This window comes from Microbacterium testaceum StLB037 (assembly GCF_008763945.1).
In the GTDB taxonomy this organism is placed as follows: Bacteria; Actinomycetota; Actinomycetes; order Actinomycetales; family Microbacteriaceae; genus Microbacterium; species Microbacterium testaceum_G.
This window is the reverse complement of record NZ_VTQH01000002.1, coordinates 683,758-699,571: the sequence shown is the minus strand read 5'-3', so window position 1 is coordinate 699,571 and position 15,814 is coordinate 683,758. Positions and strand designations below refer to the sequence as shown.

General features: G+C 71.9%; 12 protein-coding genes and 1 riboswitch. Of the genes, 5 read left to right on the top strand and 7 right to left on the bottom strand.

Going from position 1 to position 15,814, the window contains the following annotated elements; genetic code table 11:
* The first annotated feature begins 125 nt into the window (after positions 1-125).
* A complete protein-coding gene (locus F9B98_RS11975) occupies positions 126-2,066 on the top strand; it encodes an ABC transporter ATP-binding protein (RefSeq protein ID WP_225310320.1) in 1,941 nt (646 codons plus the stop codon).
* A 138-nt stretch (positions 2,067-2,204) separates the two neighbouring features.
* Here the strand turns inward: F9B98_RS11975 and F9B98_RS11970 are convergent, their stop codons facing one another.
* From F9B98_RS11970 to F9B98_RS11945, 6 genes are read right to left on the bottom strand one after another with little or no spacing between them, the layout of a single operon-like run.
* Positions 2,205-3,101, bottom strand: a complete 897-nt coding sequence (locus F9B98_RS11970; RefSeq protein WP_150957654.1) for a glycosyltransferase family 2 protein — start codon at positions 3,099-3,101, stop codon at positions 2,205-2,207.
* Positions 3,098-4,228 (bottom strand): cysteine desulfurase family protein, encoded by a 1,131-nt coding sequence (locus F9B98_RS11965; protein ID WP_150957652.1) that lies wholly within the window; start codon positions 4,226-4,228, stop codon positions 3,098-3,100. Before F9B98_RS11965 ends, F9B98_RS11970 begins: the two co-directional genes overlap by 4 nt.
* Positions 4,225-5,082: a carboxylating nicotinate-nucleotide diphosphorylase gene (nadC, locus tag F9B98_RS11960; protein WP_150957650.1), complete on the bottom strand. Its 858-nt coding sequence runs from the start codon at positions 5,080-5,082 to the stop codon at positions 4,225-4,227. The genes F9B98_RS11965 and nadC overlap by 4 nt, the downstream gene beginning before the upstream one ends.
* Positions 5,076-6,695 carry an L-aspartate oxidase gene (gene nadB, locus F9B98_RS11955; protein ID WP_150957648.1) on the bottom strand — a complete coding sequence of 540 codons (1,620 nt, stop codon included), beginning with the start codon at positions 6,693-6,695 and terminating at the stop codon, positions 5,076-5,078. The genes nadC and nadB overlap by 7 nt, the downstream gene beginning before the upstream one ends.
* Complete coding sequence (gene nadA, locus F9B98_RS11950) at positions 6,692-8,023, bottom strand: quinolinate synthase NadA (RefSeq protein WP_150957646.1); 1,332 nt, start codon at positions 8,021-8,023, stop codon at positions 6,692-6,694. Before nadA ends, nadB begins: the two co-directional genes overlap by 4 nt.
* Positions 8,024-8,034: 11 nt before the next feature.
* The gene (locus F9B98_RS11945) at positions 8,035-8,760 is read right to left on the bottom strand and encodes an NUDIX hydrolase (RefSeq protein ID WP_412177038.1); all 726 of its coding nucleotides are present in this window, start codon (positions 8,758-8,760) and stop codon (positions 8,035-8,037) included.
* A 209-nt stretch (positions 8,761-8,969) separates the two neighbouring features.
* Between F9B98_RS11945 and F9B98_RS11940 the strand changes: the two genes are divergently transcribed.
* Entirely contained in the window at positions 8,970-10,145 is a 1,176-nt protein-coding gene (locus F9B98_RS11940) for a MarP family serine protease (RefSeq protein WP_150957643.1), read from the top strand.
* A gap of 64 nt (positions 10,146-10,209) precedes the next feature.
* On the opposite strand, the gene F9B98_RS11935 is transcribed toward F9B98_RS11940, so the two are convergent.
* Entirely contained in the window at positions 10,210-11,106 is an 897-nt protein-coding gene (locus F9B98_RS11935; RefSeq protein WP_150957641.1) for a helix-turn-helix transcriptional regulator, read from the bottom strand.
* 56 nt (positions 11,107-11,162) lie between these two features.
* Positions 11,163-11,257: riboswitch (glycine riboswitch) on the top strand.
* Positions 11,258-11,411: 154 nt separating this feature from the next.
* Here F9B98_RS11935 and gcvT point away from each other — a divergent pair.
* From gcvT to gcvP, 3 genes are read left to right on the top strand one after another with little or no spacing between them, the layout of a single operon-like run.
* Positions 11,412-12,557, top strand: coding sequence for a glycine cleavage system aminomethyltransferase GcvT (gcvT, locus tag F9B98_RS11930; RefSeq protein ID WP_150957639.1), 1,146 nt, complete (start codon positions 11,412-11,414; stop codon positions 12,555-12,557).
* The gene (gene gcvH / locus F9B98_RS11925; protein WP_150957637.1) at positions 12,554-12,928 is read left to right on the top strand and encodes a glycine cleavage system protein GcvH; all 375 of its coding nucleotides are present in this window, start codon (positions 12,554-12,556) and stop codon (positions 12,926-12,928) included. Before gcvT ends, gcvH begins: the two co-directional genes overlap by 4 nt.
* The gene (gene gcvP / locus F9B98_RS11920) at positions 12,925-15,804 is read left to right on the top strand and encodes an aminomethyl-transferring glycine dehydrogenase (RefSeq protein ID WP_150957635.1); all 2,880 of its coding nucleotides are present in this window, start codon (positions 12,925-12,927) and stop codon (positions 15,802-15,804) included. Before gcvH ends, gcvP begins: the two co-directional genes overlap by 4 nt.
* Positions 15,805-15,814: the final 10 nt, after the last annotated feature.

Genomic DNA, 15,814 nt, shown 5'->3' with positions numbered 1-15,814 from the left:
TGCGGCCCGGGTTATTCCGAGGTGGGCGCCGCGGATCGTCGAGGATCCGCTCGCGACCCTATCGGGTGCCTCCGACATCGCCGGGGCGGGCGCCGGTGTCGGAGGTCGGACGTAGGCTGACGATCATGAGCATGGGTATGGGCGGAAGCATGTTCCGCGGCGTCGACGCGGACGTGCAGCGTCGCCGCAACGCCCAGGCCCCGCGCGTGCCGAACCTCGGACGCCGGGTCGTCGAGCTCTTCCGGCCCTACCGCGGTCGGATCGCCGTCACGGCGCTGCTGGTCGTCGTGGGCGCGGCCGTCGCGGTCATCCCGCCGCTGCTCGTGCAGCGCATCTTCGACGACGCGCTCTTCCCGGTCGACGGGTCGAGCCCCGACCTGCAGCTTCTCGCCCTCCTCGTGAGCGTGATGATCGGACTCTTCCTCGTCTCGGCGGCGCTCAATGTGGGCCAGACCTGGCTCACCGCCACCGTGGGCAATCGCGTGACGGGCGATTTGCGTACGCGCCTGTTCGACCACCTCCAGAACATGGAGCTGGGCTTCTTCACCCGCACGAAGACGGGCGTCATCCAGTCGCGTCTGCAGAACGACGTGGGCGGCGTCTCGGGAGTACTGACGAACACGGTCACGAGCATCCTCGGCAACGCCGTGACCGTGATCGCGTCGCTCGTGGCGATGATCCTCATCGACTGGCGGCTGACCCTGATCGCCGTCGCCCTCATGCCGTTCCTGCTCTTCGTGCAGCGGCGCGTGGGGCAGGTTCGCGCGCGGATCGCCGGCGAGACGCAGGAGTCTCTGTCGGAGCTGTCGGCGATCACGCAAGAGACGCTGAGCGTTTCCGGCATCCTGTTGTCGAAGTCGTTCAATCGCCAGCGCACCGAATCCGCGCGGTTCGATGCCGAGAACGACAACCAGGTCCACCTGCAGGTGCGCCGGGCCATGAGCGGTCAGGGTTTCTTCGCGGTCGTGCAGGTCATCATGTCGAGCGTGCCCGCTGTCATCTACTTCGTCGCCGGATACCTCATCGGCGGGGGCGCCGGGGCCATCACGGCCGGTACGATCGTGGCCTTCACGACGGTGCAGGCCCGGTTGCTCATGCCGCTGATGGGGCTCATGCGCGTGGCCCTCGACGTGCAGACCTCGTCGGCGCTGTTCGCGCGCATCTTCGAGTACCTCGACCTGCGTCCGGCGATCGTCGACGCACCGGACGCGCTGCCCGTCTCGGCCGCGCCGGGTCCGGTGGGACGGATCGAGTTCCGCGATGTCGAGTTCCGCTACCCCGACGCCCCCGAGCAGGCGCGGCCGACCCTCGACGGCGTCTCGTTCACCGTCGAGCCGGGCCAGCACGTGGCCTTCGTCGGTCCCTCGGGAGCGGGCAAGACGACGATCCTGTACCTCACCCCGCGCATGTACGAGGCGACCGGGGGTGCGGTGATGTTCTCGGGCGCCGACGTGCGCACCCTCGAGCGCGCCTCGATCATCGACGAGATCGGGATCGTCTCTCAAGAGACGTACCTCTTCCACGCGACGGTGCGCGAGAACCTGCGGTACGCCCGGCCCGATGCCACCGACGACGAGATCGAGGCCGCGTGCCGCGCGGCGAACATCCATCACGTCATCGCCTCGTTCGAGGCGGGGTACGACACGGTCGTGGGTGAGCGCGGGTACCGACTGTCGGGCGGTGAGAAGCAGCGCATCGCGATCGCGCGCGTGCTGCTGAAAGACCCGCCGGTCCTGCTGCTCGACGAGGCGACGAGCGCCCTCGACACCGTGTCGGAGCGCATCGTGCAAGAAGCCCTCGAGACCGCCTCGCACGGACGCACGACCCTCTCGATCGCGCACCGCCTGTCGACGGTCATCGGCGCGGATCGGATTCACGTGGTGGATGCCGGCCGCATCGTCGAATCCGGAACCCACAGCGAACTGCTCGCCGCGGGTGGCCTGTACTCCAGCCTCGCCGCCGAGCAGCTCGCCGCCTCGTTCGTCCTGGCCGAGGAGCAGCACGACGCCGCGGGCCTCGCGCGCGCCGCGCTGCCCGCCCGCCGCGCCGACGAGGCGCCCGCCTGACGAGCGCTCACCCCGCGTCGCGGGGTCCGGGCCCGGGGGCATGCCCGTGTCGCGCCGCGCCCCGCGCCCCGTGTCGCGTCGCGCCCCGTGCAACGCAGAGCCGTCCCGTGCCATCCCGCGCCGCGGCCCGGCGACGGCTCAGCCGGGCAGCGACTCGACGAACGCGTCCAGCGCGATGCGGTACGCGGGGTCGGGGTGCGTCTCGGCGATGCGCAGCAACGGCGGCAGGTCGAGCGTGCGGATCAACGCACCCCGCTCGCGTACGGCGGCGTCGGCCCCTGCCTCGCGTAGCACCGCGATCCCCTCACCGAGGGCCTCGAGGTAGTCGCGCAGCACGCCCAGCTCGCCGAGCCGCTGGGTGATCGACCCGCCCTCGCGGCGCTGCCGCCACTCGACGATCACGTCGGGGATCACATCGAACGCCGTCGCGGCTGTGTACATGCGCTGCGTGAGCACCTGGTCTTCGTAGTACCGCCCCTCCGGGAAGCGCAGGCCATGCGCGTCCCAGAAGGCCGCGCGGCTCATCTTCGACCACGCCACGATGTTCCCCGAGGCCGCGGGATGCTCCGCGATCGTGGTCCTTTCCCGAGCGGGGGACGTGGATGCCAGGACCCAGGGCTGCACCTCTCCCGCGGTGTAGCGGGGGGTGTCGGCATCCGGTCGCAGGCGAACGTACGCGCCGACGGCGAAGTCGCTGCCGGTGCGATCGAGGGTGTCGGCCAGGCGCGAGAGGGCGTCGGGGCGGAAACGGTCGTCGGCGTCGAGGAACGCGATGTACGGGGTGTCGACGAGCGACAGTCCGGTGTTTCGGGCGGCCCCCAGGCCGCGCTGCGCGGTGTGGCGCTCGAGCCGGAAACGGGGGTCGGCGGAGGCGGCGTCGGCGAAGATCCGGGCGGTGTCGTCGCTGGAGGCGTCGTCGACGAGGACGGCGGTCCATCGCTGGTGCGTCTGCGCGCGGAGCGAATCGAGGGCCTCTTCCGCGAAGGCGGCGACGTCGAATCCGGGGACGATGACGGTGACGGGGGTGGAGCTCACCCGCGCGAGCCTACGGCGCTGACGGCGTCGGCGACGGCATCTGCGACGGCGTCGAGGGAATGACGCAGCCCGTGGGGGAGGGTGAAGCGCACGGCGGTGCGGGCGTCGTCGTGCGCGAGCCCCACGGTCAGCAGGACGTGGGAGGCCTCGTCGCTCCCGGCGGCGCACGCGGAGCCGCTCGACGACACGATGCCCCGGCGCTCCAGCTCGAGCAGGACGGTCTCGCCGTTGGTTCCGGGGAAGACGAAGCTCGCGGTGCCCGGCAGGCGCCGGTGCGGGTGACCGGTGAGGCGGGCACCGGGCACCACGGCGAGCACGCGCGCGATGAACGCATCGCGCAGGGCCGCGACGCGGGCGGCGTCTTCGGCCCGCTCGGTCTCGGCGATCGTCAACGCCGTGGCGATCCCCACGGCCCCCGCGACGTCGGGCGTTCCCGAGCGGCGCCCGCGCTCCTGCCCGCCCCCGTGCAGCAGGGGCTCGAACGGCAGGCGCCCGCGTACGGCCAGGATTCCCGTACCCTTCGGGGCGCCGAGCTTGTGTCCGGCGATGGTCACGGCATCCGCCCCCGTCCCCGAAAGCGGCAGCCACCCCGCCGCCTGCACGGCGTCGAGGTGCAGGGGCACTCCGCGAGCGTGCGCGACGGCGGCGAGAGCGGCGGCATCCTGGACCGTTCCGATCTCGTTGTTGGCGTAGCCGACCGACACCAGGGCCGTGTCGTCGCGCAGCACCGCGGCGAGGGCGTCGGGCGTCAGCGTGCCGGTGTCGTCGACGGGCGCGTGGGTGACCTCGGCGCCGTGCAGGCGGTGTAGGTAGTCGGCCGAGGCGAGCACCGACTCGTGCTCGATCGCGGTGGTGACGAGGTGCTTCCGCCCCGACCCGAGAACGATCCCCTTGATCGCGGCGTTGTTCGACTCGGTGCCGCCCGAGGTGAACAGCACGTCTCCGGGGCGCATGCCCAGCACGGCGGCGACGCGACGACGGGCGTCGTCGAGAGCGGATGCCGCGGCCTCACCCACCTCGTGGTGGCTCGACGGGTTGCCGAAGACGCGCGTGAGGTACGGCGTCATCGCCTCGAGCACCTCGGGGCGCACGGGGGTGGTGGCGGCGTTGTCGAGGTAGAGGCTCACGCCGTCTCGATGCGGATGTCGAGCCCGAGGTCGAGGGCGGATGCCGAGTGCGTGAGCGCTCCGACCGAGATGACGTCGACGCCGGTCTCGGCGATCGCGCGGACGGTCTCAAGAGTCACGCCGCCGGACGCCTCGACCTGCGCGGCGCCGGCGATGCGGGCGACACCGGTGCGCAGGTCGTCGAGCGAGAAATTGTCGAGCATGATCGTGCCGACCCCCGCCGCGAGCACCGCGTCGATCTGGTCGAGCCGGTCGACCTCGACCTCGACGTGCGTCGTGTGCGGGAGTCGCGCGATCGCGCTCTCGAGTGCCTGGGTCACCGACAGACCCTGCGCGGTCAGCACGGCGAGGTGGTTGTCCTTGGCCATAACGGCATCCGACAGCGAGAACCGGTGGTTGTGTCCGCCGCCGTCGCGCACGGCCTGCCGCTCGATCGCGCGCAGGCCGGGCGTGGTCTTGCGCGTGTCGACGATGCGCGCCCCGGTGTGGGCGACCTCGGCGACGTAGCGGGCGGTGAGGGTCGCGATGCCCGACATGCGCTGCACGAAGTTCAGGCCGATGCGCTCGGCGGTCAGCACCGCGCGTGCGGGGCCGGTGACCACGGCGAGCGTGTCTCCGGGGGAGAACCGCTCGCCGTCGGCAACCCGCTGCTCGACCGTGATCGAGGGATCGGTCAGGGTGAAGGCCGCGGCGAACACCGCAGCCCCGCTGAACACCCCGTCGACCCGCGCGACCAGCTCGGCGCGCGCGACCGCGGTCTCGGGGATGAGTGTCTCGCTCGTGAGATCGCCCCACGGGGCGTCTTCTTCGAGAGCGGCGGAGACGACACGGTCGATGGCGGAGCGGGTCAGCATGCGAGCACCTTCGAAGAGGGGGAGGAAGGGACGGATGCCGCGGCGGCGGGCACGCGGGCGGGTGCGGCGACGCGCGGGTCGGCGTCGGTCGCGGCGGCATCGACCGCAACGACGGAGGCGGGGACGCGAGTGTCGGCGCCGGCCGCCGGGGCAGTGACCGAACCGATCTCCGCATCGGAGCGGAAGTGCGCGCCGACGGATGCCGTGCGCCGCAGCGCCGAATCGACCACGTGCGACGCGACGAGCAGGAGATTGGCGTCCTCCACCGACTGGGGATCGGGGTCCGCGCGCCATGCGGCGAGGACCCCGGCCGCCCGGGTGAGGCCCGACGCGTCGCGCATGAGCCCCGCGTCGGCCCACATCAGCTCCTGCAGCGCGGCGCGCGTGAAGCGCGGGGCCGTGGCATCCGGAACCTCCGCGAGAGCGGCACACACACCGGCGGCGACGGGCCAGACCGTGTCGCGGGCGACGGCGTCACCCGCGCGCGCCCCGAAGACCGCGCCCTCGAGGAGGGAGTTGGATGCCAGACGGTTGGCGCCGTGCACGCCCGTGCGGGCGGTCTCGCCCACCGCGTACAGCCCGGGAATCGTCGTGCGTCCGTCGAGATCGGTGACGACCCCGCCCATCAGGTAGTGCGCCGCGGGGGTCACCGGGATCGGCTCGCGGCCCCAGTCGAGACCCCGTTCCCGCACGGCGGCGTCGATCGTGGGGAAACGCTGCGCGAGGCGCTCGCCGCCGATCGCGGTGGCGTCGAGGCGCACGGGGTGACCGCCCTGCGCGGCCATCGCGCGGGCGTTCGCGCGGGCCACGACGTCGCGCGGGGCGAGATCACCGTCGGGGTGGGCGTCGAAGACGAAGCGGCGGCCGGTGTCGTCGATGAGGGTCGCGCCCTCTCCACGCACCGCTTCCGACACGAGGAACGGCGCTCCCACGGCGAGGGCGGTCGGGTGGAACTGCACGAACTCCAGATCGGCCACGGCGGCGCCCGCGCGGATCGCCGCGGCAATGCCGTCTGCGGTCGCGCCCCGCGGGTTCGTGGTGTGGGCGTAGAGCTGCCCCGCCCCGCCCGTGGCCAGGATCACGGCATCGGCCATCAGGCGCTCGCCGCCGTCGAGCTCGACCCCAATGACCCGGCCGTCCGTGAGCACCAGATCGCGCAGCAGCGCGTGCTCGCGCACCCCGATGCCCGCGGCGCGGACGGCGGCGCCGAGAGCAGCCTGGATCGCCGCCCCCGTCGCATCCCCGCCGGCGTGCAGCACGCGCGCCACGGCGTGGGCCGCCTCGAGCCCGCGCGAGAAGTCGCCGTCGGCGGCACGGTCGAACGCCACCCCCCGCTCGACGAGCTCGGCGATGCGGGCCGGGCCCTCGCCGACGAGCACGTCCACGGCATCCGGATCATTCAGGCCCGCGCCGGCGGTCAGCGTGTCGGCGGCGTGCGAGGCGACGGTGTCGGCGGCGGAGGTCACCGCGGCGATCCCACCCTGCGCCCACCGCGTGTTCGTCTGGTCGAGGGACCCCTTCGTGACGACGATCACCCGGCATCCGGAATCCGTCGCGTGCAGCGCCGCCGTGAGACCGGCGATGCCGCTGCCCACCACGACGACGGTGGTCACTTCACCGCGCCGTTCGGCTTGGCCGCGAGCATGCGCTCGAGAGCGACGGTCGCGGGCTCGGCGACGTCGGCCGGGACCGTGATGCGGTTGACGACCTCGCCCGCGACGAGCGACTCGAGCACCCAGGCGAGGTAGCCGGGGTGGATGCGGTACATCGTCGAGCAGGGGCAGACGACCGGGTCGAGGCAGAAGATCTCGTGCTGCGGGTACTGGGCGGCCAGGCGCTGCACGAGGTTGATCTCGGTGCCGATCGCGAAGGTCGTGGGCTCGGTCGCGGCGGCGATCGCCTTGCGGATGATGTCGGTCGAGCCCGCCTCGTCGGCGGCGTCGACCACGTCCATCGGGCACTCGGGGTGCACGATCACGCGGACGCCCGGGTGCTCGGCGCGGGCCTTGTCGATCTGCTCGACGGTGAAGCGGCGGTGCACCGAACAGAAGCCGTGCCAGAGGATCACGCGGCTGTCTTCGAGCTGTTCCGCCGTCGAGCCGCCGAGCGCCTTGCGCGGGTTCCACATCGGCATCTGCTCGAGCGGCACGCCCATCGCCTTCGCCGTGTTGCGGCCCAGGTGCTGGTCGGGGAAGAACAGCACGCGGCGGCCGCGCGCGAACGCCCACTCGAGCACCGTGCGGGCGTTCGACGAGGTGCAGACGATGCCGCCGTGACGGCCGACGAAGCCCTTGATGGCCGCGCTGGAGTTCATGTACGTCACCGGGATCACGGGGACCAGGCCCTCGGCATCCGGGGTCTCGAGGTCTCCGAGCACGTCTTCGAGCTGCTCCCAGCACTCCTCGACCTGGTCGATGTCGGCCATGTCGGCCATCGAGCAGCCCGCCGCGAGGTTCGGCAGGATCACGGCCTGGTCGGGGCGAGAGAGCAGGTCGGCGGTCTCGGCCATGAAGTGCACGCCGCAGAACACGATCGCCTCGGCCTCGGGGCGTTCCTTCGCGGCGTTCGCGAGCTGGAACGAGTCGCCCACGTAGTCGGCGTGACGCACGACCTCTTCGCGCTGGTAGAAGTGCCCGAGCACGACGACCCGGTCGCCGAGGGTCTCTTTCGCGGCGCGGATGCGCGCGTCGAGCTCGTCGTCGGAGGCGTCGCGGTACTCCTGCGGCAGCTGGCCCTGGCGCGGCGCGCCGGTGGGGATGACGTCGCCCATCGACGAGCCAGGGCCGTAACCGGGGCGCGTGTCGAAGTCCCAGGGGCCGACGGCGAGGTCGGTGGTGCAGGTCGCATCGGTCGAGGCGCCCGACACGATCGCCTGGATCGCGTGGTCGACACTGGGGTCGATCGCGGGGCGGGGCTGCAGGGTGAGGGGTGTGGCGGACATGGGCGTTCCGATCAGTGACGGGACGGGAGCGGGCCGCGGTCGGCGAGCTCCACATCGCGGTTGTAGCGGTACAGGCGGGCGGGGCGGTGGCTTCCGGTGCGGAAGCGCTCGGTCGGGATGAGGGTGTCGCTCGTGTCGACCTGGCGGCGGAAGTTCGCGGGGTCGAGGCGCTTGCCGAGGATCGTCTCGTTCACCTCACGGAGGTCCGCGAGCGTGAACTCGTCGGGCAGCAGGCCGTGCGCGATGCGGCTGTAGCCGACCTTGTTGCGCAGGCGCCACAGCGTGTACTCGACGATGTCGTTGTGGTCGAAGGCCAGGGCCGGCAGGTCGGTCGCGTCGAACCACTCGACGTTCTCGGGGGCGTCGCCCTCGCGGGCATGAGCGGCGACCTGCGCGTCGACCTCGTCGGAGCGCAGCAGCGCCCAGTACACGATCGACACCACGCGAGTGGGGGAGCGGTCCACGGCTCCGAACGCGTACAGCTGCTCGAGGTAGCTGGGGGTGAGGCCGGTCGTTTCGGCGAGGGTTCGGGATGCCGCGGCATCCAGGCCCTCGCTCGCGTCGAGCCACCCGCCGGGGAGCGCCCACCGCCCGTCGAAGGGGTCGCGCGTGCGGCGAACCAGGGGGAGCGAGAGGACGGGTTCGTCGTCGGCGTCGCGGCGCACGCTGAAGATCACGGTCGACACCGCGACGCGCACGTCGGCGTCGCGGGGCTCGGGTTCAGGGGTTCGTGTCATGGTGACCATATCTCCGGGACCGATCTTAGTGTCATTCCGACTCGAAGGGCGAATCCGCGGTGGCGGTTGCGGGGTGGGCGCGCGGCGTGGCCCTGGGGCCACGTTGGACGCCCCGGGGCCATGGATGGCCGGGCCCGCGGACGGCCCCGCGCGTAGAAAGCGTTCTCCCAGACGCGCGGCCTAGCCTCGATGCGAACACAGGAGGTCGGATGCCGATCGTCGACATCGCCCTGATCGCCCTTCTGGCGATCGCTCTCGCCGTGGGCCTCTCGCGGGGCTTCCTCGCCACCATCGGCTTCTTCGCGGGCCTCGCACTCGGCGCCGTCGCCGCCTATTGGGCGGTTCCGTTCGTGGGCCAGTGGGTCACGGACCCCTCGTGGCGCGGCGCCGCGATGATCGGCGCGGGCGTCCTGCTGCTGCTGATCGGTTCGGGACTCGGCAGCGCCGTGGGCGGGTTCTTCCGTCGCGGCGCCGATCGCATCAAGCTGCGCATCCCCGAGCGCCTCCTCGGCGGGGTCGTGAACGTCGCGGCCGCCGCCCTCACGATCTCCTTCGTCGCCGGTTCCCTCACTCCGGTGGGCGTGCCCGTCGTCTCCGCGGCCCTCGGTTCATCGAGCGTCGTCCGCACGATCGACGAGCTGACCCCGGCACCCGTGCGCGGGGCGCTCGCCGACCTGCGCGGAACGATCTTCGCCGACGGCATCCCTCGTCTGGGTGAACTCATCCAGATCGGCCCGGTCCCCACCACTCCGAACATCGCCCTCGACGACCCCGCGCTGACCCAGGCCGCGCAGTCGGTGGCGCGCATCTCGGGCACCGCGTACGCGTGCGGCATCACCTCGAGCGGATCGGGCTTCGTCGCCGCCGACGACCGTGTCGTCACCAATGCGCACGTCGTGGCCGGTGTCGACACGCCGCTCGTCGAGCTGCCCGGGCAACCGGCGCGTGAGGGCCGGGTGGTCTACTTCGACCCGATCGACGACATCGCCGTGGTCTCGGTCGACCAGCTCGACGCGCGGACCCTGCCGATCGTGTCGACCCTTGCGGTCGGCTCGCCGGCGGTGGTGCAGGGCTACCCCGGAGGCGGACCGTTCACCTCTGGAAGCGCGCAGATCATCTCCGAGGGCACGGTCCCCGTGCCCGACATCTACGACGACAGTTCCGCCCCGCGCGACATCTACGCGATCGCCGGGATCGTGCGCCCTGGCAACTCCGGGGGCCCGCTGCTCACCACCGACGGCCAGGTCGCGGGCATCGTGTTCGCCCGCTCCGACACCGACGACAATGTCGGCTACGCCATGACTCCCGCCGAGCTCGAGCCGGTGATGGCGCAGATGGGATCGTTGTCGGCACCCGTGGCATCCGGGAGCTGCACGCGAGGTTGACAGGCCGCACGCGGCGAGGACCGAGGGCCCGCGTCCCGGCTGGCGACCCGCGGGTGGTGCGAGATCACGCGATCGCGGCGGCGGTGACGACCTCGCGGAGCTCGTCGCGACCGCTCACCCCGAGCTTGCGGTAGACGGCCGCGAGGTGGTTTTCGACCGTCCGGTGCGACAGGCCCAGGCTCTCGGCGATCTCGCGGTTGCGTGCCCGCGTTGCGGCGGCGCTCGCCACGGCCCATTCACGCGCGGTGAGCAGGTCGGCGATGCCCGAACGCGCCGTCGGCGAGGGCGACAGAACGGCACCGACGCGCGTGACGATGACGCGAGCGCGACGGGCGGCGGACGCCGCGTCGGGGTGGGCGCCGAGAGCCAGGGCCTGGCGGGCGGCGTCGTAGGCGGCGGCGAGGTATCCGGCCGTCTCGAGCCCCTGGGCCGCGGCGACGAGCGCGGCGGGATCCCCCTGCTCGAGCGCGTCGCCGTAGGCGAGGAACAGGCGCACCGACGCGCCGGAGTGGTGGGCCGGAAGCCGTCGCAGCACCGCGCAGACCGCGGACGGCTGCCCCATGCGGATCGCGCTGAGCGCGGCGAGCGCGAGCCACCAGTCGTGGTGACGCCCCTCGGCGGCCTCGACCGCACGCTCGACGGACGCGGCCGGAGACGGCTCACCCGCGCGGAAAGCGAGCCACGATTCGGCTTGAGCCGCCTCGAGGTCGGTGATGACCAGGGCGCGCATGCCCGGGGTGAGCCGGGCCAGGCACTCCTGGGCCTCGTCAGGACGGCCGAGCCAGGCGGCGACCGTCGCGCGCGTGCCGATCGCGAGACCCTCGAAGGCGAGGAGATCCCTCCACGCCAGCTCGTGCGTCGCTTCGCGTGCCAGGGTGAGGGCGCCGTCGGCATCCCCCTGCATGAACGCACTCCACGCGGCGCCGAGCGTCCAGATGCCCACGGCTTCGCTGCTGAACATCTCACGGCGCCCGCCCAAGCTCCGCTAGGCTGACCCCACAAGTCCACACCGGCCCCATGATCGATGCGGGAGAGCTCCGGCGAACGCAGCCGGACACCGAAGGAGCAAGCCTCCCCGCCAATCTCTCAGGTACGCGTACCGCGTCGATCGGGCCACTCTGGAAAGAGGCTCGGGATGCCACGTCCCCGAGCCCGCCGACGGTGAAAGCCGCGCGAGCCGCGCGGTGAAACTCTCAGGCCCATGACAGAGGGGGAGTTCTTCAGGCGCCGCCCGGCGTCTGTCCGTCATCGCGAACGGCAGAACTCATGACCGAAACCCCCGCTCCACCGCGCACGTCCCCGCTGAACGATCGGCACGAAGCCCTCGGCGCTTCGTTCACCGACTTCGGCGGCTGGAACATGCCCGTGCGCTACACCTCCGACCTCGCCGAGCACCGCGCCGTGCGCGAGGCCGCCGGCCTCTTCGACATCTCGCACATGGCGGAGTTCCAGGTCGAGGGTCAGGCCGCGGCCGCCTTCCTCGACTACGTGCTCGCTGGGCGCCTGTCGACCATGAAGATCGGCAAGGCGAAGTACTCGCTCGTGCTCGCCGAGAGTGGCGGCATCGTCGATGACGTCATCGTCTACCGCACGGGGGAGCAGAGCTTCCTCGTCATCTCGAACGCCGGGAATCGGGATGCCGTGGCCGCGGCGTTCGACCTGGCTCGGCGCACGTGGGTGCCCGCGCCGGACGGAGAGTCCGAAACCCCTTCGGTCGTCGATGTCACCGACGACTACGCCCTCATCGCTCTGCAGGGCCCCGAGGCCCGCGGCATCCTGAGCTCCATCCCGGGTGTCGAGATCACGGGCACCGCCCTCGACGAGCTCGGCTACTACGCCTGGACCGAGGGCACCTTCGGCGGCGCGCCGCTGTTCGTCGCCCGCACCGGGTACACCGGCGAAGACGGCTACGAGCTCATGATCCCCACCGCGCAGGCCGCTGCCCTGTGGGATGCCGCTCTCGCGGCGGGCGCCGACCGGGGCCTCGTGCCGTGTGGTCTGGCCGCCCGTGACACCCTGCGCCTCGAGGCCGGCATGCCGCTGTACGGTCACGAGCTCTCGCGCGACATCGTCCCTGCGCAGGCGGGTCTCGGCCGCGTCGTCGCCGTCGACAAAGAGGCGTTCGTCGGCAAGGACGGCCTGTCGTCCGGTCCCGCCGACGCCCCCGTGCTGGTGGGTCTCGTGTCGGAGGGCCGCCGCGCGGGCCGCGCCGGCTACGCCGTGTTGCACGGAGACGACACTGTGGGCGAAATCACCAGCGGCGCCCTCAGCCCCACCCTCGGCCACCCCGTGGCCATGGCATTCGTCGCCCCCGCGGCATCCGCCATCGGAACCGAACTGTCCCTCGACGTGCGCGGAACCCGTATCCCCGCGACCGTCACCGCCCTTCCCTTCTATCGGAGAAACGCATGACCGACCTCACCTCCCTCAGCTACACCTCCGAGCACGAGTGGATCGCCCTCGAGGGCGACATCGCCACCGTCGGGATCACCGACTTCGCCGCCGACAAGCTCGGCGACGTCGTCTTCGTCGAGCTGCCCGGCGCCGACTCGGCCGTCTCCGCCGGTGACGTCTGCGGCGAGATCGAGTCGACCAAGTCGGTCGGCGAGCTCTACGCGCCCCTGAGCGGCACGGTCGTCGAGGTCAACGACGCCGTCGTCGACGACCCCTCCCTGGTCAACGCCGAGCCCTTCGCCGGCGGATGGCTCATCAAGATCCGGGTCGAGGGCGACCTCCCCGCCGACCTGCTCGACCGCGCCGCTTACGAGGACCTCACCGCATGAGCACTCTCCTTCCTCCCCGCACGGCTGCGGGCACCCCGGCAGCCTTCACCGATCGCCATATCGGTATCGGCGCCGACGCGCAGGCGCACATGCTCGAGGTCGTCGGCTACGACAGCGTCGACGCGCTCGTCGAGACCGCGGTCCCGGCCTCCATCCATGTGCAGCCCCGCGCGACCAGTTCGATCCCGCCCGCGGCAAGCGAGGCCGAGGCCCTCGCGGAACTGCGGGAGCTGGCATCCGCCAACCGCTCCGCCCGCCCGATGATCGGTCTCGGCTACTACGACACCTTCACCCCGTCGGTGATCGCGCGCAACGTCCTCGAGAACCCGTCGTGGTACACCGCGTACACCCCCTACCAGCCCGAGATCTCGCAGGGCCGGCTCGAGGCGCTCATCAACTTCCAGACGATGGTGACCGACCTCACCGGGCTTGCAACGGCGAACGCGTCGATGCTCGACGAGTCCACCGCCGTCGTCGAAGGCATGCTTGTCGCCCGCCGGGCCTCGAAGGCGAAGACCGATGTCTTCCTCGTCGACGTCGACGCCCTTCCGCAGACCAAGGCGCTGCTGCACCACCGCGCCGCGGCCGTCGGCATCCGGATCATCGAGACCTCGTACGAGGGTGATCTGCCCGAGGCGTTCGGCGCGTTCGTGCAGTACCCGGGCGCGACCGGCCGCATATGGGATTTCTCGACCGTGGCCGAGACGGTGCACGCCACCGGCGGTCTCGTCGTGGCCGCCGCCGACCTGCTCGCCCTGACCCTGCTGCGTTCGCCCGGCTCGCTCGGCGCGGATGTCGCGGTGGGCACCACCCAGCGTTTCGGCGTGCCGCTCGGCTTCGGCGGACCCCACGCGGGTTACATGGCGGTGCGCGCGGGCCTCGAGCGTCAGCTGCCCGGCCGCCTCGTCGGAGTGTCTCAGGATGCCGTCGGCGCCCCCGCCTACCGCCTGTCGCTGCAGACGCGTGAGCAGCACATCCGCCGCGAGAAGGCGACGTCGAACATCTGCACCGCTCAGGTGCTGCTGGCCGTGATGGCCGCGATGTACGCGGTCTACCACGGGCCCGACGGGCTTCGCGCGATCGCGACGCGGACCGCGCGCAAGGCCGACGCCCTGGCATCCGCTCTCCGCTCTTTCGATCTGACCCTCGCGAGCGACGCCTTCTTCGACACCGTGCGCGTGCACGTTCCGGGGCGAGCCCAGGACGTGGTCGACCGCGCCCGCGAGCGCGGCTACCAGCTGCTCTGGGTCGATGACGCGACCGTGGGCGTCTCGGTCGATGAGACGACGACGGATGCCGATGTCTCGGCCATCCTCGAGGCGTTCGGTCTCGCAATCGAAGCGCTGCCCGAGGGTCAGGCGCTGCGCGGGATCGATGCGGCCCTGCACCGCGACGACGAGTTCCTCACGCACCCCGTCTTCCACGCGCACCGCAGCGAGACGGCGATGATGCGCTACCTCAAGACGCTCGCCGAACGCGACTACGCGCTCGATCGCGGCATGATCCCGCTCGGGTCGTGCACGATGAAGCTCAATGCGGCCACGGAGATGGCGGCGGTGTCGTGGCCGGAGTTCTCGCGCGTGCACCCGTTCGCGCCCGAGGCCGACGTGCATGGCTACCTCGAGATGATCGACCAGCTCGAGCGGTGGCTCGCCGAGGTGACCGGCTACGACGCGGTGTCTCTGCAGCCGAACGCCGGGTCGCAGGGCGAGCTCGCGGGCCTGCTCGCGATCCGCGGCTACCACCTCGCAGGCGGCGACACCGAGCGCACGGTGTGCCTCATCCCGTCGTCGGCGCACGGCACCAACGCCGCGTCGGCGATCCTCGCCGGGATGAAGGTCGTCGTCGTCGCGTGCGACGAGGCCGGCAACGTCGACCTCGGCGACCTGCGCGCGAAGATCGCGCAGCACGCGGCGGAGCTCTCGGCCCTCATGATCACGTACCCCTCGACCCACGGGGTGTACGAGCACGACGTGCTCGAGATCACGCAGGCCGTGCACGACGCCGGCGGACAGGTCTACGTCGACGGCGCCAACCTCAACGCGCTGCTGGGCTTCGCCCGCTTCGGCGACCTGGGCGGCGACGTGTCGCACCTCAACCTGCACAAGACGTTCGCGATCCCGCACGGCGGCGGCGGACCCGGCGTCGGTCCGGTCGCGGCGAAGGCGCACCTGGCCCCGTACCTGCCCTCGCACCCGTTCTCGCAGCGCGCCGACCACGCCGGCGGCACGTTCGACGGCGGACCGGTCTCGGCCGCGCCGCACGGGTCCGCCGGCATCCTGCCGATCTCGTGGGCGTACGTGCGCATGATGGGCGCCGAGGGGCTGCGCCAGGCGACGGCCGCGGCGGTGCTCTCGGCCAACTACATCGCCACGCGCCTGCGCGAGCACTACCCGGTGCTGTACGCGGGTGAGGGCGGGCTCGTCGCTCACGAGTGCATCCTCGACCTGCGCCCCCTCAAGGAGCAGACCGGCGTCACCGTCGACGATGTCGCCAAGCGCCTCATCGACTACGGCTTCCACGCCCCGACGATGTCGTTCCCGGTCGCCGGCACCCTGATGGTCGAGCCGACCGAGAGCGAAGACCTCGCCGAGCTGGATCGCTTCGTGAATGCCATGATCGCCATCAAGCACGAGGCCCTCGCGGTCGCCGCAGGGGAGTGGCCCGCCGACGACAACCCGCTGGTCAACGCCCCGCACACCGCCGAGACGGTCGTGGTGGGGGAGTGGGAGCACCCGTACTCGCGCGAGACCGCCGTGTACCCCGTGCGCTCGCTCATCCGTGGCAAGTACTGGCCCCCGGTGCGCCGCATCGACCAGGCCTACGGCGACCGCAACCTCGTCTGCTCGTGCCCGCCCCCGGAGGCGTTCGCCTGACCCCGGTCCG